This window comes from Pseudorhodoferax sp. (genome assembly GCF_047601025.1).
Lineage (GTDB): Bacteria > Pseudomonadota > Gammaproteobacteria > Burkholderiales > Burkholderiaceae_C > Pseudorhodoferax.
Genome location: NZ_JASGJZ010000001.1, coordinates 2,118,240 through 2,138,717, shown reverse-complemented (window position 1 = coordinate 2,138,717; position 20,478 = coordinate 2,118,240). Strand labels below are relative to the sequence as shown.

Below are 20,478 nucleotides of genomic sequence, written 5' to 3'. Positions count from 1 at the left end.
GGCGCCTACTGGTGGACTTGAACGCAAGTCGCTGAGGATTCGAAAAAGCGCAGTACATCCGTGAGACTGCCGATCCCAACGCCCTCACCTACCTCTCTGGCATTGCCAAAGCACAGCCGCGTCGGCACTCCAGCCGCGCGCGCAGCCTCCATATCCGACGCCTTGTCGCCGACCATGATCGAAGTCTCTAGCGCGATGCCAATCTCCTCCGCCGCACGAAGCAGCATACCTGGCCCCGGCTTGCGAAAATCCGTGTCGCGGCGATAGGGCCCGATCCCATGTTCAGGGTGATCAGGACAAAAATAAACTGCGTCGATTCGGCATCCCCGCCGCTCAAACTCCGTCCTGACCCAATCCATCAGCCGGAAAAAATCGGCTTCGGAATAGTAGCCACGACCGATTCCCGCTTGGTTGGTAACAATCACAACAACATATCCAGCCCGATTCGCCGCGCTCACGACGTCAAAGATTCCATCGATAAAATGAAAATCCTCAGTCCGGTAGACATAGCCATGATCGACATTAACGACACCATCCCGATCTAAAAAAAGCGCCGATCTCAAGGACATCATAGGTAACGGCCGGCCAGTTTTTTTTGAGCCAGCAAGTAATCCTCTGGAACTCCGATGTCGATAAAGTCACCCTTAGTCAGAAATGCATCGACACGCATATGGTTCACGGCAGCCTCCAAAAAATCTTTTTCCAAAGAGAACGCCCTACCCGCTTCAAATGCATCTAAAGCTTCACGAGGAAATATATAGCAGCCAGCGTTGATGAACCCAGGCCCCGAAACACCTTTCTCCGTAAACCCACGAACCCGCCCATCCTTGACAACGAGCCGTCCGTATCTCGCTGTGTCTTCGACCTCACGTCCCACGATGATAATAGAGCGCGTCGATGCCCAGGCAGCCTCCACCGCATCGACCTCCAGATCCAAGAACGTATCGCCGTTGAATACGAATACATGATCCGACGCGCATGCCGTCATTGCTAGCCGCACCCCCCCCCCGGTTCCAAGCGCCTGCGACTCCACCACATATTTAAGTTGCAAGGCCCCGAACGCATCGCCGAAATGTCCGGCAACTTTGTCCGCCATAAACCCCAAAGACAGCACGACCCGCTCAAACCCGCGAGCCCCAAGAAACGATAGCAAAATCTCAAGGAACGGCCGTCCCGCTACGGGCGCCATGGGCTTTGGCAGATCCGGAACCAGTTCACGCAATCGCGTTCCGAAACCACCCGCCAGAACAATCGCTTCGCGCATGCTTCAATGCCTGAACATCGCGTTCTCAACCAAGCCACACAAAATATGGCCCATCACCAGATGTCCCTCCTGAATTTTTGGGGTATCGACCGACGGCGATCGCAGCAGGTGATCGCACAGTTCGGCCATGCTACCTTCTCGCGTGCCGGTCATTCCAATACACACCAAACCCAAGGCACGTGCTTGGCGCAAGGCAGCCAAAATATTAGGTGACTTCCCCGAAGTGCTGTATGCAACGAACACATCGCCGGCCCTCCCCAAGGCTTGCACCTGCCGCTCGAACAACTTTTCGTAGCCGTAATCGTTTCCTATAGCCGTCAGGATCGACGTATCTGTCGTCAACGCCACGGCAGGCAAGCCCGGGCGATCGAAAGCGAATCTACTAACGAATTCGCCAGCTATATGTTGTGCGTCCGCCGCACTGCCACCATTTCCCGCGAGCAAAATCTTTCCTCCAGACCGCAGGCTTGCAATGCAAGCCTCCGCCGCTAGGGCAATGGACTGCTGCAACACGTCATCTTCCGACATTGCTGCAATGATATTCTTGGCCTCATCGAACTGGGCAGAAATATACGGCCTCATCAGATCTTCCATGCTTGCGCACCGTGCTTAGTAAAATGGCAATTACTGACCTGCCCGCCAAAATCTCTCAACGTCCGAACTACATCCATGCGCCTCTCGGTCGGGACGAAAAACCACATGAAGCCACCGCCGCCAGCACCGGAAACCTTGCCAGCTAAGGCCCCGGATTTGCAAGTCTCCTCATAGATCTCATCAATCTGAGGATTAGAGACCGTCTTTGCCGAGCGCTTCTTGTTGTCCCAACCTTGGCGCATGGACTCAACCACACCATCAAAGTCACCACGCAAAAGGCACTCTTTCATGACGAGCGCCTCTCGCTTGATGCCATGCATGGCCTCAAGCGCATCGACCGCCCCCAATTTCACATTGTTGCTCTGATCAGCAATGATTCTTGCAGACTCCCGCGAAACACCAGTGAAATACAGAACCAATGATGCCTCCAACTCACAAATTACCCAACTCTTGATTCGCAATGGATTTATCAGGGCATGCTCATGCGCATAAAACTCCATAAAATTAAACCCACCGAAGGTCGCCGAATATTGGTCCTGGCGCCCGCCCTGCAGCCCACAGTCCACTCGCTCAATCTTGTACGCAAGATGGGCGATCGAATAATCATCCAGCGGCAGATTCAGCAGCTCGACAAAAGCGCGAATTATCGCAACCACAAGCGTCGACGAAGAGCCGAGTCCAGATCCGGCTGGCGCATCGCAAAACGTGGTCAACTCCAACGGAATGCGAACTCCACCGTTATATGCATCCATCATGTGACAGTATATGGCCCGATGCAATTCCAAGGGGCCATCCATCATGGGTTGATCCAGTTGCCACACTTCGAATTTTTTCTGATCCGTGGCCGAGAAACGCAGCTCGCGCACCTCCAAGGTTTTGATCACTGCGTAGGCATAGCGATCAATTGTTCCATTTAAAACATAACCACCATGGATATCACAATAAGGAGACACATCCGAACCTCCGCCCGCTAAACCAAGACGCAACGGCGCCCGCGTTCTTACGATTGTCATAGTAAGACGAACCCCTTCATCTTCAAAAATCGAACGGCAAACTTACCGGTTCAAGGGAATCTTACCCTGCGATATCTCGCTGCGCCAATGATTCAACAAATCCGCAAACATCTTCCGCGCTGGTATCTCCGGCTTCCAATCGATAGTCGCACGAATTTTTCTATTGTCGAACATCTGATAATCCGCATCGATTGGCCGGAGTCTATCTGCATCCGTCTCCACCTTGATATCCTTACGGTTGCTCATACTCAGAAGAATCTCAATCACCTCCGGCAACTGAAATGCCTCCTCGCCCGCGATGTTAAAGTAATCGCCACACCCAACACGACCAGCCTCACTGGCCTGCAACAGCAAGAAGTACGCTCGGACCGCGTCGCGCGCATCTTGAAACGTACGCGTACTCGCCAAGTTGCCGACCTTGATCACGGGCTCTTGGTGGCCCAACTCGATCAATGCGATTTGCTTCGCCACTGTGCTTTCAAAGAAAACATCACTACGCCGCGGCCCCGAATGTGTACCCATCCGCGTAACAAAAGTCCGCAGCCCATACGCCTCACCGTAGAAGCGGCCTAAATAATCAGATCCGATCTTGCTGATGCTATATGGACTCGCACCATGAAACGGCGTATCTTCATTCAATGGCCGACCAGGAGTGGCCCGACCATAAACTTCGCTGGATGAACAAACATGAACTACCGGATCATAGCTATCATGCTCTCGCAGTTGCCGGATGCACTCCAATAAATTGGCCGTACCAATAATATTGGTATGTAAGGTTTCGATTGGAATATCAAACGAAGTCTTAGGATAAGACTGCGCCGCCAAATGAGAAACATAAGAGGGGCGAACTGATTTTAGCATTCTTGCGATCGAAGAATAGTCATTCAAATCAGCGTAAACAATACTAACGCGATCTTTATGATTAATCCGATTCGCCAAATGCGAAATGTTATCCAAAGGCTCCTGCCAGCGCATCATCCCGATAACATCGAGATCCGTTTCGCCTAGAACGTAGTCCGCTAGCTGGGAGCCAACTTGCCCCGTAATACCCGTGATTAATATAGATTTAGCCATTAATCCATCCAAACAATTGGTTATTCACCACAAACCACCAAAACCCCACCGCGCCCCGAAACACTAAGAAGCAGCACTTCGAGTTAGCCACCCCAAAGTAACGCATAGCACCAACTTCAACATAAACAGACGGACCTTAACGATCCGAAAGAATTTCCTCGGCTGCAGTGGAATAAATCACCCATCTTGAACCTCCACTCTCGCTGCTTCAGTCGTCGCGAGCGCTACTTTCAGCAACCACCCCACGACGTCCCGATCTCACGCAAAGTCAAGATCCGACACGGGCGATAACTAGCATCGGGCGCTTGTCGGATTCACTACTTTAAGGAAATCTTCGAGAAGAAACTCCTAACCCAGCCGCAACTCCCAACACTCAACCATGCAGTTTCCCGATCGACCAAAACGCACACTCGAATGCTAAATTCCCAAAACCCAGGCCCAAACCGACGGACGACTTACCTAAAGCGATCCCTCAAATTTCCATTCAACGCCCAACACATGGACAACCCAGTCAAACAGCGAGCGATTAAAGAATAGGCACAAAAATGCTGCGTACACCCCCTCACCCTCTTGGGTAGAGTATGAGCCTCTTCAAACATTCTTTGCTTAATCTTGAGGTCGTCCTCAGCTACCACTCGCAAACATCCGCGCCCCGAACATCAACACCTTACCGATGCCCAATGCCTCTCATACCATTCGTAGGTTCTGCGAACACCTTCAGCCAGACTCACTTGCGCCTTAAATCCAGTCTCGCCCAGACGATCAAGATTGTAATATCGAATCAATTGACCATCAGGCTTGCTCGAATCCCATTCAACATCCACCCCAGTTATTTCCTGAAGAATCGACACAATATCTCGGATCGGATGTCGCATGCCGCTCCCCATATTAATCGGACCTTCAAAATTAAATAAGATAGCAATCAAAGCACGCGCGACATCTTCAGAAAAGGAGAAATCTCGAATAGCGGCACCAGTTCCCCATACTTTTACAGGCCTCCCACATCGCTTAGCATCAAAGAATTTCGCAATCAGCGACGGCGTGACATGACCATCCTCTACATTAAAATTATCATGAGGCCCGTAGAGATTACCGCTAATCACAAAAGCGGAGCGCAGTCCATATTGATGCCCGGCAGCATCGAGTTGCGCCAGCATAAGCCTCTTGGCATGCGCGTAAGAATCTTCCGAAGGGTGAGGCGGCCCGACCCAAATCTGGCTCTCAAAAAGCTCTTGATGGCCTTTTAATTCTGGATAGACACAACCAGAGCCCATCGCAACAATTTTCTTCACTCCGGATTTTCGCGCGTGTTCAACGACGTTCGTATTTATCAACACATTATCGACCAGTACGTCTGACTTGTATTTTGCATTGCCCCCAAGTCCATGAACACGCGCAGCCATATGAAATACATAGTCAGGCCGCACTTCACGAATCAGCCCCTCAACCGCTCCCGAATCCCTCAAGTCGCAGTCACGGCTTCCAACACTAACAACTTCAGAAAACCCCTGAGATCTCAATTCGTCCACGAGCGCGCGCCCTACAAGACCCGTCCCGCCAGTGACCAGAAATTTCGACGTTGAATTAATTATGATGGAATCAGACACTTTCTTTCCTCCAATTCTTCGCGTGCGCGTAGCGTTCTTTGAATTTCTTCCAATATAACGGATTCAGGAACACGGAAATCACCAACTTAAACGCGCAACTCACTGCCGCACGAGGCGCGATCTGGAGACACGCAACAGCCACGTCTCTCCACGAGGTTGGCTCATACAGGAAGCGCACGACGTCGCTACTCATCACTCGTGCAAAGTCCTTGGTTGGTAGCCCAGATCGTCGAAATAAGCAATATTTAGTCAGTATGAATTCAGCTTGAGAGCGCGCAGACTGGACCCGCACCCGAGAAGTCTCTTCGTGCTTTCTGAAGCGGCTTAACGGGCGATGGCAAAACTCTACGTCGCCATGCTCGAACACGTTACCCACGAACAGCCAGTCCCCTGTCAATCGAAGGCGTTTCAGGAATGGCTCAAAAGCTTTCGTGAATGCGTCAGCGACGAACAGCGCCGAACTCATATTAGGAATGACCTGACCGCGCAGTTGAAAATAAACAAGCTCATCTCGGCCGGAAGCCGTAAAATCCTGTTCCCATCGCGACTCTTTCCATGTATCTCGAAAATAGCTCTCCGTGTGGCCAATGATTTTACTCTGATCATTGATGACGTATGAATTCGAATAAAATGCCACAGCTTTCTGGTTTTCCTGAAGCCGACCGACAGCGGTCACCAGAAAGTCTGGCTCTGCCACATCATCGCTTTCGCATATCCAGATATATCGACCACGAGCCATTGAGCCAATCCGCTCCCATGCGGCGAAGGGCGTTCCGGTATTACGATCATTTCGAATATAGGTAAACTTGAACTTCTTCTGAAGACTCTTGAGGACATCATCTGAATGATCTTTTGAGCAATCATCAATGACAATGAGCTCGAAGTCTTCGAAACTCTGAGCCATGATGGACTCAATTCGCTCTTCAAGAAACCGCCCGTGATTGTAGGACGGAACAAGAACAGTCACCAGCGGCATTGTCATTTCGCATACTCCTTTACGCGGTAAGTAGTCGCGATACTGGCCCACTTAGATTGCCATCCATAGGTCTGGATGCAGATTCGTCTAGCTTGAGCTGCGATTTCGTCGTTCAACTCATCGTCTAGCAAAAGTCGAATGCAGCATCGAGAAAAATCACTGGGACTATCAGCGGCAAGAATGCTCTGACCGTCACGGTATGCCAAACCCTTTAGGGCGATCCTGGTCGCGACAGCAGGAACTCCCAATACAGCGTATTGGTTGATCTTTCCGCGGAAACCAGACCCACCCAAAGCAGGCGCGATGCCGTGGTTCGCATTGCGAATATAGGGTTCCAGCACTGGAACCTCCCCCACCAACTCGACCGAAGAACCAGCATAGGAATGGAATGCTGAAAGATCACCTCGCCCAACTACGACCAATTTATATCCAGGCACAGCCTTGACGATATCGGGATGAACATTTTGCAAAAACCATTCCAAAGCCTTTATATTGGTGTCAGATCCAAAATAGGCGACATAGATGACTGATCTCGAACGGTCTTTACTACGGGGGGGCACGAAATTGTCTGCAAGCGCATTCGAAAACTCAAAAGGCGACAGACCTGTTTCAATCCCTCGAACATGGCGTCCGCCCCCGACAGCGCGAATAAACGCCGCATCGGTCTTTGATACACAGACGACGGCGTCCGCCTTGCGACAGAACGATATCTCCTCAAATGCCAACTTGAACAGTGCAGCCAGTTTTCGCAATCCCACTTTTCCATTACGCCGAATTTGCTCATGCATCTCGAGGTACAAGGCCTTGGCTTGAGACTCCATCGGGGTGAAAAGAATCCTGCGACCGATCGTTCGATATGCAGACAGATGATGGGCAGATTGATGGAATTGAAGATCCACTACGTCGTATGCTGTCGCGCCCCCCTGGACGAATGCTGCGAACGCTCTAGGTGAAAGATCCTCTTGAGCGCATAAATATACATTGTTAAAAATCGAATACACCTCACTCATCGACCAATCAATCTCCGGTCGATGGTGGGTGAACAGGTCGAGTTGCACCTCGGGGCACATCCGCTTGAGAAGCGCATAGATGTCGAGAATTCGTAGGCCCCCCGCATGGGCCCGTGTCGGGCAGTAGTAACTGACAAGCAAAATGCGGTAGGGAACAGCAGTCGACCCCGTAGGGGTCGGAACTCGGCAATCAGATCCGGACACCACCGATGTGGACGCGGAATCCGCGGCACGCACAACCGCCGGCGTGATGCCATACTCTGCACTGGCTGTAGGCCAACGTCGGCGCAGCAAGATCGATGTCGCTTTGCGCAACGGTGCTGTGATGCGCCAGGACCGCGACTGATAGGTTTGCGCAAGTTGCTCTCGAAGTGCATCCGCGACTGCGCGTTGCTGCTCGTTATCGGATGCCAGAACCTCGCGTGTCTCCTTGAGCTCATGGGACTGACGTGCGAGATCTGCCGCGCGGGCTTCGAGTTCGTGGATCCGGGATACGTGCTCGCCAATCAGAATTCCGCAGCGAACAGTTTCTCTCTGCGCTACCTCTAACTGTTGTCGCATGCAGCCAATGTCTTGCGTATACTCGTCACGCAAGCGGACCATGGTGGACTCATGCTCGGCAGATCGACGCTGCACGATTTCATGCACGGTTTCCACGGCCTGTCTGTAAGCATCGCGCTCAGCCATCACGGCTTCTACAGTAGTCCGCAACTCATCCACCCCGGCCTGCAATCCGCTCAGCTCATTCGCGCGAGACTCTGCTGCATCGCGCTCTGCCGAACGCAAACGCAGTGCCTCCTCCAAATTGCCGATCGCACGCTTATAGGCGTCGCGCTCAACTATCAAAGCCCCCACGGTAGTCCGCAATTCATCTACGCCGGCCTGCAATCCGCTCAGCTCACTTATCCGGGACTTCGCGGCATCGCGCTCTTCCGACCGTGAGCGCACTGCATCCTCGAGATCGCGGATCGCTCGCTTGCAAGCATCGCGCTCCGTAACGACGGCGTCCAAAGCGGTACGCAACTCATCCACCGCATCCTGCAAACGCGCCGCATGCTCTTGGCAGTCTTTGACAGCCGGTGCGCTGCTCAACGGAAGATCAAAGATACCGGTGCCGAGCGTCGGCACAGATCCGTCCGAAGCGACAGCAATCAAGTAGACCGCGTACGGTACGCCGGCATATGCACGCGGCTGAAAATCATCCATCGCGTAGCTCTCCGTCTGCTGCGGACCGTCGTCGCCTTCGCTGAGTACGACTGACCCGTAGGCCACGCGTTGCCCATACAGTCTATGGTGCGAAAAATGTCTCGCGAGCAGTTGCTGAAACTCGCTACGGTAGAGTTCCTTAACGTGAAATTCATTCACGTAACCAGGTTTGTCAGAGTACTCCAGTTTATCCGGACTCGAGATAATCAGAACACCGTCCGGACGCAAGACGCGCTTGATCTCGCGTAGCATTTCCTCATGCTGGGAATGGTGCTCAATAGTTTCGAAGCTTACGACGACATCGACACAGGCGTCAGACAGCGGGATAGCGGCACAGTCGCCGACGCGAAATTCCAGCCGTTCGTTACCGTATTTTTCTTGGGCATGGCGAACAGCATCTGGCGCAATATCCACACCTGTGACATACGCAGCGTCCCGAGCCAGCATGGCAGAGCCGTAACCTTCTCCACTAGCAATATCCAATACGTGCTTTCCAGCCGCGATCTTGCAGGCCTGCAGATAACGATGCAAATGCTCGATTTCAATATCACCGTGAACACCAGGTATATATCGCTCACCGGTAAATTCCAAATCCCGTACCTGGTGCGCCATCACAAAACCTCTACTTTCAATTCAATCGACCGCATGGGGATTCCGACTAAACCAGTAGCTAAACTGCTTGATTCAGACTTGAACAAGACTGCATCGTGAATCCAGTGATGCTGCACGTGCTCCTGCTGCGTTCCGGAAGCAACAGCCACGGCAATGGTGTAGTCGCCGTGCGGCATGACGGGCATATCGAACTGAAACCGCGCACCGAAGAAATCACCCTCTTCGCAGCGCATAGGCTCGTCTAAATAGGTCAGGTAGGAATTGTCCCCAAACAGCGTCTGCCCCAGTCGATCCTTGACAAGGAATCCGACGATAGGTGAATGCAATGCGATGGAGGCCTCGATGCGGATATATAGGGTTACTGTCTCACCTCCGACAACCCATGCCAGTGGCCGCTCGTGTTCATCGAGCAGACGCACGTCGACAATACGCGCGCTACCATCGCCGAAAGACGCAGCGCCCGGATCGAACTTAAAAACCTGCAAGTCATTTCTCAAATTGCTGGCGTTGACAAAATCCAGCCGCTGGTCCCGCAGTGGTAATGACGCGGCTCCAACCTCAGCACGACCAGCAGCCTTAGGTGACACCCGACCACCTGCGTTTGAACTTTCATAGAACGCTTCAAGATAACTCTCGCAGACCTCCTTGGGACTTCCTTCGCGCATGATCTGTCCATGGTCCATCCAGACAGCACGATTGCACAAGCTCTTAATGCTGCCAGTATCGTGGCTGACGAATAGTAAAGTGCCGCGCTCGATGAAGTCGCGAAAGAAACGCATGCACTTTTGCGTGAAAAATGCGTCACCGACGGCAAGTGCCTCATCGACAATTAGGATCGCAGCGTCTACATGTGCGATGACTGAGAACGCAAGCCGTACCATCATGCCACTTGAGTAGGTCTTTACAGGCTGCTCGATGAAGTCGCCGATGTCAGCAAACGCGGCAATTTCGTCAAAGCGTGCATCAATCTCGGCCGTTGACAAGCCCAGCACCGAAGCACTTAAGTATACGTTCTCGCGGCCAGTAAACTCCGGACTAAAGCCCGACCCCAATTCCAGCAGGGCGGCAATCCGTCCGTTGACCTGAATATTGCCTGCAGTAGGATTCAGCGTGCCGCAAACCATCTGAAGCAGCGTGGACTTTCCGCTTCCGTTACGCCCGATGATGCCTACGGTTTCGCCGCGTCGAATATCTAGCGACACGTTCCTGACAGCCCAAAACTCACGGTAATAATTGGTCGATGGACGGCCCAGTGCCCGCTTCATACGCGGCAACACAAATTGTTTCAAGCGATCACGCGGTACATCGTAAATTTCGTAGCATTTGCTCAGGCAATCGATGCGAATGGCGACATCGTCAGAGGACATCCGCAAATCCTTTCCTGGTATGCTGGAACCAAGCAAATCCCATCCAAGCAAATAAAGATGCCCCGCACCACAACATGGCAAGATTTAACATATCAATACCTCGCCCCCAATACAAGACCGCCCTCAGATCTTCGATGATGACAGTAAGAGGATTCAGATGCATCACCCCCCTGTAGACTTCTGGAACAGAACTTAACGGATAGAAAATAGGACTCAAAAACATCAACATGACCACAACAGCGCCAATCACTTGAGATACATCTCTCAGATAGACACCCAGTGAAGACAAGATCCAACACGAACCTACGGTGAAGCCAATCAACGGAAAAGCAATCAGCGGAGCAATCAAGGCAGTGACTGGAGGCAAGCCAAAGAAAATAAGATGTGCCACCAGCCAGACGGACAGACTAATCACACCATGAAAAAGCGCCGACAAAACCGATACGAACGGTAGAATTTCCAGCGGAAAGACCACTTTCTTGACGTAGTTCGGATTCGACAGAATCACCGCCGGAGCACGATTGACACATTCGGAAAAAAAATTAAAAGCAATCAACCCAACAAATAAGACCAGCGCAAATTCCATTTTTGACTGAGATGTCAGATTCCAACGTGCTTTGAAGATTTCGCTAAAAACAAAAGTATAAACCGTCAGCATCAGTAATGGATTAAAAAAGGACCACAACAATCCAAAAATTGATCCTTTATAGCGCCCCAAAACTTCTCGCTTCGTCATTGCCAATATCAGGCTTCTATTTCGCCACATCCCGGCGACCATTTCTACCGGGCTTCTCAAATTCTTCATTCGCCAACGACCTCGCGTACAAACCCGCCCATATCAAGCAAAGGACATCTCAAAGGGCGAGATCAATATTTTTCCGAACCAAACTCACAGCTTTTTTAATAGCGTCAACAACAGAAAGCTAAGAAATGCAAATGGAGTTTGCGCATAAACACCGGATCGCCAAAAACCAATCATCCGTTCGACAAAGCCACCATCTCTTGCGCTGGAAAAGTGAGACAGAATTTCGACACTCTTTGGTGTCAAAAGGTGCCTTACCCGCGTAAGCGCATCGACATTCATCCCACTCCAAGCATGAAATTTTCCAGCCCAATGCATATGCAGCCGCTTCACTCGGAGTTTCCAGCCGGAGTTGGCACCTACAATATTATTTCCGTGCTGCCGATATCTCACAGATGGAACTTCATCGTAGTGGATCACTCCGCCGCATCCACTAACAAGCAGATAAAGCCACCAATCGTGCATCGGCACATTCAATACTCCACCGGCCCTGAGCAACTGCATAGCGGAATGATTAAAGACCATGGTATTCCCACCAGCCACGTTCTGCAAAAGCGCATTCGCAAACGAAGCCGGCCTTGAAAACAGTGGAGAAAATCCGACAAAATCCCCCTGCACATCCATGACGCGCGTTCTGGAGCAATAAACAATCGGTATTGTTTCGGGAACCAAAGAGAGCACTTTAATTGCCCTATCCAACTTCCAACGCTCCCATACATCGTCTTGATCCGAGTATGCGTAATAAGACGCCCGAATATCCGAACGACAAGACAAGGAAAGGAAGTTTGCAACAACGCCGGATCTCGGCCCGTCTTCTACTACCAACTCTCTATTAATCCCCCCCCATTTCCTCTTAAAATCCAGCAATATGCTTTTTGTAGCATCATCAGAGCCGTCGTCTGACACCCATAGTTTCCAGTTTCTGAATTCCTGCTCTTCAATAGACTGCAATTGCTCAGCCAAAAACTCCTGCCCATTGAATGTGCACAACAATATTGCCACTTGGCCATTGACAAATCCGTCACTCTCATCTCGAAGAGAGGAGTGCCCCCCCTGAATGGTCAATCGATTAGGTTCGCCCGTCTTGACCATGCTCCTCCTACTAGATTAACGCGAATGACCTCACGACAATGAACCGCAACCACAAGCGGCAACTCCAGAATCAGATCTTCTCAAGCAGCTGGATCCCCAACCTGTAATCTTCCACTCGGATGGATCAATGGTCAGCGTGCAAGAGCAATTAAAATTGTTGAAGTATGACTTGCCGAATCATGACTCCAATTTCCCGATAGGACAGCCACACTGGAAGCATTTTTCAGAAAATCCAGGTCGCACTCTTCACCAGACTTTCATCTCTGAAATACCCAGGGATCCAAGTCAGCTCACAGCATCCAGGGCATACGTTTCAGCCGCCACCAGAAGAGCGCCAGCTGCATCCTTTGCGGAAACCACGGGAGAGTCGATGCCCCAGCAGATACCAACTGCAGGATCATTCCAAAATATTGTTCTCTCGTATTCCGGGTAGTAGTATTCGTTCGTTTTATACAAAAAATCTGCGCTATCGCTTAGCACCAGAAAGCCGTGCGCAAATCCCTCGGGAATCCATAATTGCTTCCGATTGTCTTCATTCAACTCGACCCCCACCCACTTCCCGAAATTTTCCGACCCCCTCCGAACATCAACAGCGACATCGAAGACCGCCCCTCGCGTCACCCGGACCAGCTTTGCTTGTGGGAATTGCAATTGATAATGCAACCCACGCAGCACCCCCCTAGCTGATCGCGAGTGATTATCTTGAACAAAACTGACATTCTTTCCTACGGCTTCATTGAAAACCTTCTGATTGAAGCTTTCCATGAAAAATCCTCGAGCGTCTCCAAAGATTTTGGGTTCCAAGATCAATACGCCCGGGAGATCAGTATGGGTGATTTTCATGGAGCTCTTCCTTCTTTCACAAGACGCAACAGATATTGACCATAGGTGTTTTTTTTTAGCAGTTCACCTTGACGACCCATTTCTGCATCATTAATCCATCCGCATCGCCATGCAATTTCCTCCAGACAGGCGATCTTCAACCCTTGCCGGTTCTCAAGCGTTGCGATGAATTGACCTGCATCCAATAGACTTTCATGCGTCCCGGTGTCCAACCAAGCGTAACCACGCGGCATTCGCCGTACATCTAGCAAGCCTTCTTCGAGGTACGCATGGTTGACTGCTGTGATTTCAAGCTCACCTCGCGCGCTTGGCTTGACACCCTTTGCAACTTCGACCACCTGTTCGTCATAAAAATACAACCCGGTCACGGCATAGCTACTTTTGGGCAGGGCCGGCTTCTCCTCAATGCTGCTGGCCTTGCCCTGGGAGTCGAACGCGACGACGCCGTACCGCTCGGGGTCGTGAACGTGGTAGGCGAATACCGTCGCGCCGGCCTGCTGCGCGTCGGCACTTTTCAATAGCACTGCCAAATCGTGCCCATAGAAAATGTTGTCCCCTAACACCAGCGCACTTGGCGCTCCCTTCAGAAACTTCTCTCCGATCAAGAATGCCTGAGCCAACCCGTCGGGGCTGGGCTGCACGGCGTACTGCAAGTGGATTCCCCACTGGCTCCCATCGCCCAGCAACTGCTCGAACCGCGGCGTGTCCTGCGGCGTGCTGATGATCAGGATCTCGCGGATGCCCGCCAACATCAGCGTGCTGAGCGGGTAGTAGATCATCGGCTTGTCGTAGACCGGCAGCAGCTGCTTGCTGATCGCCAGCGTGGCCGGGTGCAGGCGGGTGCCGGAGCCGCCGGCCAGGATGATGCCCTTGCGTTTCGTCGTCATGCGGTGCGTTCCAGGGTTTCGGTCAGCATGCGGGCCACGCCGCACTGCCAGGCGGGAAGTTCCAGGCCGAACGCGGCGCGCAGCTTGCGCGTGTCCAGCCGGCTGTTGGCAGGCCGCGGCGCGGCGGCCTTGAAGGCGCTGGACGGCACCGGCTGCACGGCCTCGCCCACGGCCTTGAGCGCCACGCCGCGCTGCTGCGCGAAGTCGATCACGAAGCGCGCATAGCCGTGCCAGGAGGTCTCGCCGGCCGCGGCGAGGTGGTAGATCCCGGCCAGGCCGTCGCCACCACGCGCGCACGCCTGCCGCAGGGCCAGCGCGGTCACGTCGGCCAGCAGTTCGGCGCCGGTCGGCGCGCCGAACTGGTCGTCGACGACCGTCAGCCGCTCGCGTTCCGCGGCCAGCCGCAGCATGGTCTTGGCGAAGTTGCCGCCCCGCGCCGCATAGACCCAGCTGGTGCGAAAGACCAGGTGCCGGCTGCAGTGCTGCTGCAGCAGGCGCTCGCCGGCGAGCTTGGTGCGGCCGTACACGGAAAGCGGCCCGGTCGGGCTGTCCTCGGTCCACGGCGCGGTGCCGCTGCCGTCGAACACGTAGTCGGTCGAGTAGTGGACCATCCACGCGCCCAGCGCCTGAGCCTCGCGCGCCAGCACGCCCACGGCCTGCGCGTTCAGCGCATCGGCCAGTTCCGGCTCGCGCTCGGCCTGGTCCACGGCGGTGTGGGCGGCGGCATTCACGATGACCGTGGGCGCCACCTGCCGCACCGTCGCGGCCAAGGCCTCCGGCTGGGTAAAGTCGGCCGCGCGGCGATCCAGCGCCACCAGTTCGCCCAGCGGCGCCAGGCTGCGCTGCAGTTCCCAGCCGACCTGGCCATTGCACCCCAGCAGCAGGATCCTCATGCTTGCGCGCGCTCGCCGTAGTGCCTCGACACCCACTCGCGGTACGCGCCGCTCTGCACCCGCGCCACCCATTCCGGATGCGCGAGGTACCAGTCCACGGTCTTGCGGATGCCGGTCTCGAAGGTCTCGGCCGGCTTCCAGCCGAGCTCGCGCTCGATCTTGCGCGCATCGATGGCGTAGCGGCGGTCGTGCCCGGGCCGGTCGGTGACGAAGGCGATCTGCGTGGCGTAGGACTTGCCGTCGGCACGCGGGCGCCGTTCATCCAGCAGCGCGCAGACGGTGCGCACGATCTCCAGGTTGGGCTTCTCGTTCCAGCCGCCGACGTTGTAGGTCTCGCCGATGCGCCCGGCGTCCAGCACGCGCCGGATCGCGCTGCAGTGGTCGCCGACGTAGAGCCAGTCGCGCACCTGCTGGCCGTCGCCGTAGACCGGCAGGTCCTTGCCCGCCAGCGCATTGACGATCATCAGCGGGATCAGCTTCTCGGGGAAATGGAACGGGCCGTAATTGTTGCTGCAATTCGTCGTCAGCACCGGCAGGCCGTAGGTGTGGTGGTAGGCGCGCACCAGGTGGTCGCTGGCGGCCTTGCTGGCGGAATAGGGGCTGTTGGGCTCGTAGCGGTGCTGTTCGGTGAAGGCGGGTGCCTGCGGCGCGAGCGAGCCGTAGACCTCGTCGGTGGAGACGTGCAGGAAGCGGAAGGCGCCGCGCCGGGGCTCCGGCAGCGCGCCCCAGTAGACGCGCACGGCCTCCAGCAGGCCGAAGGTGCCGACCACGTTGGTCTCGATGAAGGCGGCCGGGCCGTGGATGGAGCGGTCCACGTGCGATTCGGCCGCGAAGTTCACCACCGCCCGCACCTGGTGCTCGGCCAGCAGCCGCGCCACCAGCGCGCCGTCGCCGATGTCGCCCTGCACGAAGACGTGGCGCGCGTCGCCTTCGAGGCTGGCCAGGTTTTCCAGATTGCCGGCGTAGGTCAGCTTGTCCAGGTTGACGACCGGCTCGCCGGTGGCGGCGATCCAGTCCAGGACGAAGTTGGTGCCGATGAAGCCGGCGCCGCCGGTGACCAGGATCATGGGTTGCTCATCCTTCTACAAACGAACCGGCAATTATCGTCGCCGGGCGCTGCCCTTACATTCGCCCCTTCGACAGCTCTCGGGAAACGCCATGGCCAGGAAGCCCCATTCCTTCGACCCGTCCGGCGACGACGCCACGGCCGCGCATTTCGGCGAATCGGTGCGGGCCTCGGCGCAGCAGGTCTGGCTGGCCGGCCTGGGCGCGCTGGCCAAGGCCCAGGCCGAGGGCAGCCGGATGTTCGAGGCGCTGGCCAAGGAGGGCGCCGACATGCAGCGCCGCACGCAGGCCGCCGCGGAAGAGCGCCTGGGCGAGGCCGGCGAGCGCATGAGCAGCGTGGCCAGCGCCCTGGGCGTCCGCGCGGCCGGGCAGTGGGACCGGCTGGAAGGTATCTTCGAGGAACGCGTGTCCAAGGCCCTGCGCAAGCTCGGCGTGCCGAACGTCGAGGACCTGGAGCGCCTGGCGGCGCGCATCGAGGCGCTGGAGCGCGCCGCCCGCCGCCCGGCCCCGCGCAAGCCGCCGGCGGCCGGGCATGCCGCCAGCGCCGCGGCCCCGCAGCCGGCGCCGGCCCGGCGCACCGCCCGCAAGCGCAGCGCGCCGAAGTCGCCATGACGACGCCGCCACCGGGAAAGACCTGACCGCCACGCCCCGGACACTGCGGCATGCTGGAACGCCACGGAGACAAGCCATGGCGAAGAAAGCGCCGCGCCGCACGGCCGAACGCATCCTGGAAGTCACGCTCGCGCTGTTCAACCGGTTCGGCGCGCCCAACGTGTCGACCACGCTGATCGCGGCCGAACTCGGCATCAGCCCCGGCAACCTGTACTACCACTACCCGGCCAAGGACGCGCTGCTGGGCGCGCTGTTCGACCGCTACGCCCAGGCCATGCAGGAACTGCTGGGCGCCGGCCACGACGTGCGCGACGTGGAGGACGCCTGGTTCTTCCTGCACTCGCTGTTCGAGCGCATCTGGGAATACCGCTTCCTCTACCGCGACCTGAACGACCTGCTGAGCAACCACCGCCGGCTGGAGCAGCAGGTGCAGCAGGTGCTGGACGGCAAGCTGCTGGCGGTGCGCGGCATGCTGGCCGGCATGCAGGCCAGCGGCGCGCTGCACATCGACCCGCGCGAGGCCGGCGCCACGGCGACCAGCATGGTGGTGGTGCTGAGCTACTGGCTCAGCTTCGAATATGCGCGCGCGCCGCGCGACGCGCTGGAGCCCGCGGCGGCGCAGTCGGCCCTGCTGCGCGGGGCGAGCCACGTGCTGGTGCTGCTGGCGCCCTACCTGGTGCCGGCGCAGCGCAGCCACCTGCTGGCGCTGGCGGCCGCGTACGCGAAACCCGCGGAAATACAAACCACCTAGACTCCGGTCAAGCCGCCAACCCGAGGAGACCACGATGAGCGACTGGAGTCCGTTTCCGCACGCCGGCGTGTTCCACCTCGATGCCGCGCAGGTGCTGCAGCTGTGGCCGCGCCTGCATGCGGGCGACGTGGAGCCCGTGCCGGACGATGCCGCGGTGCTGCAGGCCTGGGTGCTGTTCCACAACGGCGAGTTCGAGCGCGCGTGCCGGGCGGGCCTGGCCGCCGGCGCGGCCGGCACCACGGTGGCCAACAAGGCCACGGCGATCTACGCGACCTACCTGGAGCCGAGCGAGAAGCGGCGGCTGGAACTGTTCCGCGAGGTCGCCACGCGCGCCGAGCAGCAGATCGCCCAGCACCCGGACGCGCCCAACGCCTGGTTCTGGCACGCCTACGCGCTGGGCCGCTACAGCCAGGGCATCAGCCTCGCAAAAGCGCTGGCGCAGGGCCTGGGCAACAAGGTCAAGCAGGCGCTGGAGAAGGTCATCGCGCTGGCGCCCCGGCATGCCGATGCGCACATCGCGCTCGGCGCCTTCCACGCCGAAGTCATCGACAAGGTGGGCGTGCTGATCGGCAGCATGACCTACGGCGCCAAGAAGGACGTGGGCCTGCGCATGTTCCAGCAGGGGCTGCGGCTGCACCCGGACTCGGTCATCGGCATGGTGGAACACGCCCACGCGCTGCTGATGCTGGAGGGCGAGCGCGCGATCGACGAGGCGAACCGCCTGTACGAACGCGCGGCGGTGGCCGAGCCGATCGACGCGGCCGAGCGGCTGGCCGTGGACCTGGCGCAGGCCGAACTGGCCGACTGAGCACCGGGCGCTGGTCCTACAGGCGGAACGGCCGCCCGGCGCTGGCGCCGCCACGGATCCCGGCCGACGATGCGGCGACGCATCTTCCCTCCGGAGCACCGACGATGAACCTGAACATTTTCGAAGCCCTGCGCATCAGCCACACCCTGCAGCGCGCGCTGGCCGACCAGCTGACTGCCACCAGCGGCGACACGCCCGAGCGCCAGCGCCTGTTCCGCGACCTGTGCCAGGAACTGGCCGCGCACGAGACGGCCGAGGAGCGCTGCTTCTACATGCCGCTGATGGGACACGACGCGGCCGTCGACACCGCGCGGCACGGCATCGCCGAGCACCACGAAATGGACGAGATGGTCGAGGAGCTGGCCGAGTTGGACATGTCCTCGCCGACCTGGCTCGCCAAGGCCCGCGCGCTGCAGCGCAAGCTGAACCACCACCTGGACGAGGAAGAGCAGAAGTTCTTCCAGCTTGGCGGCAAGGTGCTCAGCGCGGCGCAGAAGAAGGCATTGGCCAAAGAGTACGAGGCAGAATTCACGACCCAGCGCGTGCATGCCTGATGCCCGGCGGGCCGGGCCGCGGCGCGCACCCCCTGCCACTCTTCCGAGGAGAACGCCATGTCCCAACTGCAGACCGCTTTCCAGGCCGCCGTCATCCAGGTGCAGCAGCGCAGCCAGCGCCCCGACAACGCCACGCTGCTGCGGCTGTACGGCCTGTACAAGCAGGCCAGCACCGGCGACAACGCAGTGCCCAAGCCGGGCTTCTCCGACATGGTGGGCCGGGCCAAGTGGGACGCCTGGAACAAGCTGCGGGGCATGTCGGCCGAAGATGCGATGCAGCAGTACCTCGACGCCGTCGCCGCGCTGGACGACTGACCCCCGCTCAGCCGCCCAGACGGGCCAGCGCGGCGTCGCGCTCGGCCCGGGGCCGGGCCGCCAGCGCCGCCACGGCGGCGTGGAAGCGCGCCCAGTCGCGGCCTTCCCGTTCGAACAGCGCCTCGAAGGCGGGCACCCAGCCGTCGTAGGCGGCCTGCACGCCGAAGATGGCGTTGTTGGCACGCGCGATGTAGGCGTCGTAGCCAGCGTCGCCGTGCCAGCGCTCGCGCTTGAGCACCGCGTAGGCCGCATGGAAGCGCTGCAGGGCCTGGGCCTTGCGCTCGGCCATCGGCACGGGGTTCGCGGCATCGGCATAGACGGCCTCGAGTTCGCGCCGCGTGTCCAGCATCAGCATGCGCAGTTCGCGGCGCCGGGCGTCGAAGCGCGCGTATTCGGCGCGGGCGGCCTCGCCCGCCTCGTCGCGCAGCCAGGCCTGGGCGCCCAGGCGCTCCACGGCCGTGGCGTAGGACTCGTTGAAGCGCGTGTCGTCCTGCACGTAGACCACCTGGTGCGCCAGTTCGTGGAACAGCATGCGGGCCAGCTCCCCTTCCGGCTGGCGGATGAAGGTGTTGAGCAGCGGATCGCCGCCGAGCCAGTTCATCCAGCCCAGCGTGGAATAGGCGGGCACGCCGTACACGGCGGCCTCCAGCCCCTCGCCGCGCAGCTGCGCCGCCAGCGCCTGGGCGTCGGCCTCGTCGTAGTAGCCGCGATAGCCGATGCAGCCGGCGAACGGGAAGCACCAAGTCTTCAGCTCCAGCGAGTACGGCGGGGCCGCCACGGTGTTCCAGACGGCGGCGCGCCGGTGCAGGTCGGCGTAGCGGTGGTAGCTCGCGTTGTCGGGCAGATGCAGCCGCTGCACCGCGAACACCCGCATGCGCTGCGCCAGCAGCAGCTGGCGGCGCAGGTCCTGCGGCGTGGACGGATCGTCGATCCAGTCCTGCACCGGCCGGGCCGCCTGCATCAGCGCCAGGTGGCCGCGCGCCGACTGCAGGTAGTACGACAGGTCGGCGCAGCCTGCCAGGGCCAGCAGCAGCACCGCGGCGGCGGCGCGGCGCATCACGCGAACGGGATTGCACACGCGGCCAGTGTACGGGCGCTGCGCGGCCGCCTGGCACGCAGGTTGCAGCAGCGCC

21 protein-coding genes are annotated in these 20,478 nt (G+C 57.6%); 5 read left to right on the top strand and 16 right to left on the bottom strand.

The annotated features are described in order from the left end of the window. Nucleotides 1–5 precede the first annotated feature (5 nt). The 15 genes from QM782_RS10040 to rfbB form a co-directional block, all read right to left on the bottom strand. Nucleotides 6–569, bottom strand: coding sequence for a D-glycero-alpha-D-manno-heptose-1,7-bisphosphate 7-phosphatase (locus tag QM782_RS10040; RefSeq protein ID WP_415202779.1), 564 nt, complete (start codon nucleotides 567–569; stop codon nucleotides 6–8). Next, a complete protein-coding gene (locus tag QM782_RS10035) occupies nucleotides 569–1,264 on the bottom strand; it encodes a nucleotidyltransferase family protein (protein ID WP_415202778.1) in 696 nt (231 codons plus the stop codon). The genes QM782_RS10040 and QM782_RS10035 overlap by 1 nt, the downstream gene beginning before the upstream one ends. Nucleotides 1,265–1,267: 3 nt before the next feature. After that, complete coding sequence (locus QM782_RS10030) at nucleotides 1,268–1,858, bottom strand: D-sedoheptulose 7-phosphate isomerase (RefSeq protein ID WP_415202777.1); 591 nt, start codon at nucleotides 1,856–1,858, stop codon at nucleotides 1,268–1,270. Continuing rightward, nucleotides 1,846–2,871 carry a dehydrogenase gene (locus QM782_RS10025; RefSeq protein ID WP_415202776.1) on the bottom strand — a complete coding sequence of 342 codons (1,026 nt, stop codon included), beginning with the start codon at nucleotides 2,869–2,871 and terminating at the stop codon, nucleotides 1,846–1,848. The genes QM782_RS10030 and QM782_RS10025 overlap by 13 nt, the downstream gene beginning before the upstream one ends. Nucleotides 2,872–2,913: 42 nt before the next feature. After that, a complete protein-coding gene (locus QM782_RS10020; RefSeq protein ID WP_415202775.1) occupies nucleotides 2,914–3,945 on the bottom strand; it encodes a GDP-mannose 4,6-dehydratase in 1,032 nt (343 codons plus the stop codon). Nucleotides 3,946–4,604: 659 nt separating this feature from the next. Next, a complete protein-coding gene (locus QM782_RS10015; protein ID WP_415202774.1) occupies nucleotides 4,605–5,552 on the bottom strand; it encodes an NAD-dependent epimerase/dehydratase family protein in 948 nt (315 codons plus the stop codon). Then, nucleotides 5,545–6,534, bottom strand: coding sequence for a glycosyltransferase family 2 protein (locus QM782_RS10010; RefSeq protein ID WP_415202773.1), 990 nt, complete (start codon nucleotides 6,532–6,534; stop codon nucleotides 5,545–5,547). The genes QM782_RS10015 and QM782_RS10010 overlap by 8 nt, the downstream gene beginning before the upstream one ends. Then, a complete protein-coding gene (locus QM782_RS10005) occupies nucleotides 6,531–9,356 on the bottom strand; it encodes a methyltransferase domain-containing protein (protein ID WP_415202772.1) in 2,826 nt (941 codons plus the stop codon). Before QM782_RS10005 ends, QM782_RS10010 begins: the two co-directional genes overlap by 4 nt. Beyond that, the gene (locus QM782_RS10000) at nucleotides 9,356–10,723 is read right to left on the bottom strand and encodes an ABC transporter ATP-binding protein (protein ID WP_415202771.1); all 1,368 of its coding nucleotides are present in this window, start codon (nucleotides 10,721–10,723) and stop codon (nucleotides 9,356–9,358) included. Before QM782_RS10000 ends, QM782_RS10005 begins: the two co-directional genes overlap by 1 nt. Further along, nucleotides 10,713–11,528 carry an ABC transporter permease gene (locus QM782_RS09995; RefSeq protein ID WP_415202770.1) on the bottom strand — a complete coding sequence of 272 codons (816 nt, stop codon included), beginning with the start codon at nucleotides 11,526–11,528 and terminating at the stop codon, nucleotides 10,713–10,715. The genes QM782_RS10000 and QM782_RS09995 overlap by 11 nt, the downstream gene beginning before the upstream one ends. Before the next feature lie 84 nt (nucleotides 11,529–11,612). Continuing rightward, nucleotides 11,613–12,617 carry a glycosyltransferase family 2 protein gene (locus QM782_RS09990; RefSeq protein WP_415202769.1) on the bottom strand — a complete coding sequence of 335 codons (1,005 nt, stop codon included), beginning with the start codon at nucleotides 12,615–12,617 and terminating at the stop codon, nucleotides 11,613–11,615. A 285-nt stretch (nucleotides 12,618–12,902) separates the two neighbouring features. Beyond that, nucleotides 12,903–13,460, bottom strand: coding sequence for a dTDP-4-dehydrorhamnose 3,5-epimerase (gene rfbC / locus QM782_RS09985; protein ID WP_415202768.1), 558 nt, complete (start codon nucleotides 13,458–13,460; stop codon nucleotides 12,903–12,905). Beyond that, on the bottom strand, nucleotides 13,457–14,347 hold the full coding sequence (rfbA, locus tag QM782_RS09980; protein ID WP_415202767.1) for a glucose-1-phosphate thymidylyltransferase RfbA: 891 nt from the start codon (nucleotides 14,345–14,347) through the stop codon (nucleotides 13,457–13,459). Before rfbA ends, rfbC begins: the two co-directional genes overlap by 4 nt. Further along, on the bottom strand, nucleotides 14,344–15,240 hold the full coding sequence (rfbD, locus tag QM782_RS09975) for a dTDP-4-dehydrorhamnose reductase (protein WP_415202766.1): 897 nt from the start codon (nucleotides 15,238–15,240) through the stop codon (nucleotides 14,344–14,346). The genes rfbA and rfbD overlap by 4 nt, the downstream gene beginning before the upstream one ends. Beyond that, nucleotides 15,237–16,307: a dTDP-glucose 4,6-dehydratase gene (gene rfbB / locus QM782_RS09970; protein WP_415202765.1), complete on the bottom strand. Its 1,071-nt coding sequence runs from the start codon at nucleotides 16,305–16,307 to the stop codon at nucleotides 15,237–15,239. Before rfbB ends, rfbD begins: the two co-directional genes overlap by 4 nt. 91 nt (nucleotides 16,308–16,398) lie before the next feature. On the opposite strand from rfbB, the gene QM782_RS09965 reads away from it, so the two are divergent. From QM782_RS09965 to QM782_RS09945, 5 genes are all read left to right on the top strand, one after another. Continuing rightward, complete coding sequence (locus QM782_RS09965; protein ID WP_415202764.1) at nucleotides 16,399–16,917, top strand: phasin family protein; 519 nt, start codon at nucleotides 16,399–16,401, stop codon at nucleotides 16,915–16,917. A 76-nt stretch (nucleotides 16,918–16,993) separates the two neighbouring features. Further along, the gene (locus QM782_RS09960) at nucleotides 16,994–17,668 is read left to right on the top strand and encodes a TetR/AcrR family transcriptional regulator (RefSeq protein WP_415202763.1); all 675 of its coding nucleotides are present in this window, start codon (nucleotides 16,994–16,996) and stop codon (nucleotides 17,666–17,668) included. A 34-nt stretch (nucleotides 17,669–17,702) separates the two neighbouring features. After that, nucleotides 17,703–18,476 (top strand): hypothetical protein, encoded by a 774-nt coding sequence (locus QM782_RS09955; RefSeq protein ID WP_415202762.1) that lies wholly within the window; start codon nucleotides 17,703–17,705, stop codon nucleotides 18,474–18,476. A gap of 104 nt (nucleotides 18,477–18,580) precedes the next feature. Further along, nucleotides 18,581–19,030 (top strand): hemerythrin domain-containing protein, encoded by a 450-nt coding sequence (locus QM782_RS09950; protein ID WP_415202761.1) that lies wholly within the window; start codon nucleotides 18,581–18,583, stop codon nucleotides 19,028–19,030. 57 nt (nucleotides 19,031–19,087) lie between these two features. After that, nucleotides 19,088–19,345, top strand: a complete 258-nt coding sequence (locus QM782_RS09945) for an acyl-CoA-binding protein (RefSeq protein ID WP_415202760.1) — start codon at nucleotides 19,088–19,090, stop codon at nucleotides 19,343–19,345. Nucleotides 19,346–19,352: 7 nt separating this feature from the next. On the opposite strand, the gene QM782_RS09940 is transcribed toward QM782_RS09945, so the two are convergent. Next, on the bottom strand, nucleotides 19,353–20,402 hold the full coding sequence (locus QM782_RS09940; RefSeq protein ID WP_415205620.1) for an aminopeptidase: 1,050 nt from the start codon (nucleotides 20,400–20,402) through the stop codon (nucleotides 19,353–19,355). Between the last annotated feature and the right edge of the window lie 76 nt (nucleotides 20,403–20,478).

Excerpts from the sequence above, each read along its gene's own strand:
- QM782_RS09940 (WP_415205620.1), bottom strand. The coding sequence starts at position 20,402 with ATGCGCCGCGCCGCCGCCGCGGTGCTGCTGCTGGCCCTGGCAGGCTGC.
- QM782_RS09945 (WP_415202760.1), top strand. The coding sequence starts at position 19,088 with ATGTCCCAACTGCAGACCGCTTTCCAGGCCGCCGTCATCCAGGTGCAG.
- rfbD (WP_415202766.1), bottom strand. The coding sequence starts at position 15,240 with ATGAGGATCCTGCTGCTGGGGTGCAATGGCCAGGTCGGCTGGGAACTG.
- QM782_RS09995 (WP_415202770.1), bottom strand. The coding sequence starts at position 11,528 with ATGAAGAATTTGAGAAGCCCGGTAGAAATGGTCGCCGGGATGTGGCGA.
- QM782_RS09950 (WP_415202761.1), top strand. The coding sequence starts at position 18,581 with ATGAACCTGAACATTTTCGAAGCCCTGCGCATCAGCCACACCCTGCAG.
- QM782_RS09960 (WP_415202763.1), top strand. The coding sequence starts at position 16,994 with ATGGCGAAGAAAGCGCCGCGCCGCACGGCCGAACGCATCCTGGAAGTC.
- QM782_RS10020 (WP_415202775.1), bottom strand. The coding sequence starts at position 3,945 with ATGGCTAAATCTATATTAATCACGGGTATTACGGGGCAAGTTGGCTCC.
- QM782_RS10025 (WP_415202776.1), bottom strand. The coding sequence starts at position 2,871 with ATGACAATCGTAAGAACGCGGGCGCCGTTGCGTCTTGGTTTAGCGGGC.
- QM782_RS09965 (WP_415202764.1), top strand. The coding sequence starts at position 16,399 with ATGGCCAGGAAGCCCCATTCCTTCGACCCGTCCGGCGACGACGCCACG.
- rfbA (WP_415202767.1), bottom strand. The coding sequence starts at position 14,347 with ATGACGACGAAACGCAAGGGCATCATCCTGGCCGGCGGCTCCGGCACC.
- QM782_RS10040 (WP_415202779.1), bottom strand. The coding sequence starts at position 569 with ATGTCCTTGAGATCGGCGCTTTTTTTAGATCGGGATGGTGTCGTTAAT.
- rfbB (WP_415202765.1), bottom strand. The coding sequence starts at position 16,307 with ATGATCCTGGTCACCGGCGGCGCCGGCTTCATCGGCACCAACTTCGTC.
- QM782_RS09990 (WP_415202769.1), bottom strand. The coding sequence starts at position 12,617 with ATGGTCAAGACGGGCGAACCTAATCGATTGACCATTCAGGGGGGGCAC.
- QM782_RS10030 (WP_415202777.1), bottom strand. The coding sequence starts at position 1,858 with ATGGAAGATCTGATGAGGCCGTATATTTCTGCCCAGTTCGATGAGGCC.
- QM782_RS10035 (WP_415202778.1), bottom strand. The coding sequence starts at position 1,264 with ATGCGCGAAGCGATTGTTCTGGCGGGTGGTTTCGGAACGCGATTGCGT.
- QM782_RS10000 (WP_415202771.1), bottom strand. The coding sequence starts at position 10,723 with ATGTCCTCTGACGATGTCGCCATTCGCATCGATTGCCTGAGCAAATGC.
- QM782_RS09955 (WP_415202762.1), top strand. The coding sequence starts at position 17,703 with ATGAGCGACTGGAGTCCGTTTCCGCACGCCGGCGTGTTCCACCTCGAT.
- QM782_RS10010 (WP_415202773.1), bottom strand. The coding sequence starts at position 6,534 with ATGACAATGCCGCTGGTGACTGTTCTTGTTCCGTCCTACAATCACGGG.
- QM782_RS10005 (WP_415202772.1), bottom strand. The coding sequence starts at position 9,356 with ATGGCGCACCAGGTACGGGATTTGGAATTTACCGGTGAGCGATATATA.
- rfbC (WP_415202768.1), bottom strand. The coding sequence starts at position 13,460 with ATGAAAATCACCCATACTGATCTCCCGGGCGTATTGATCTTGGAACCC.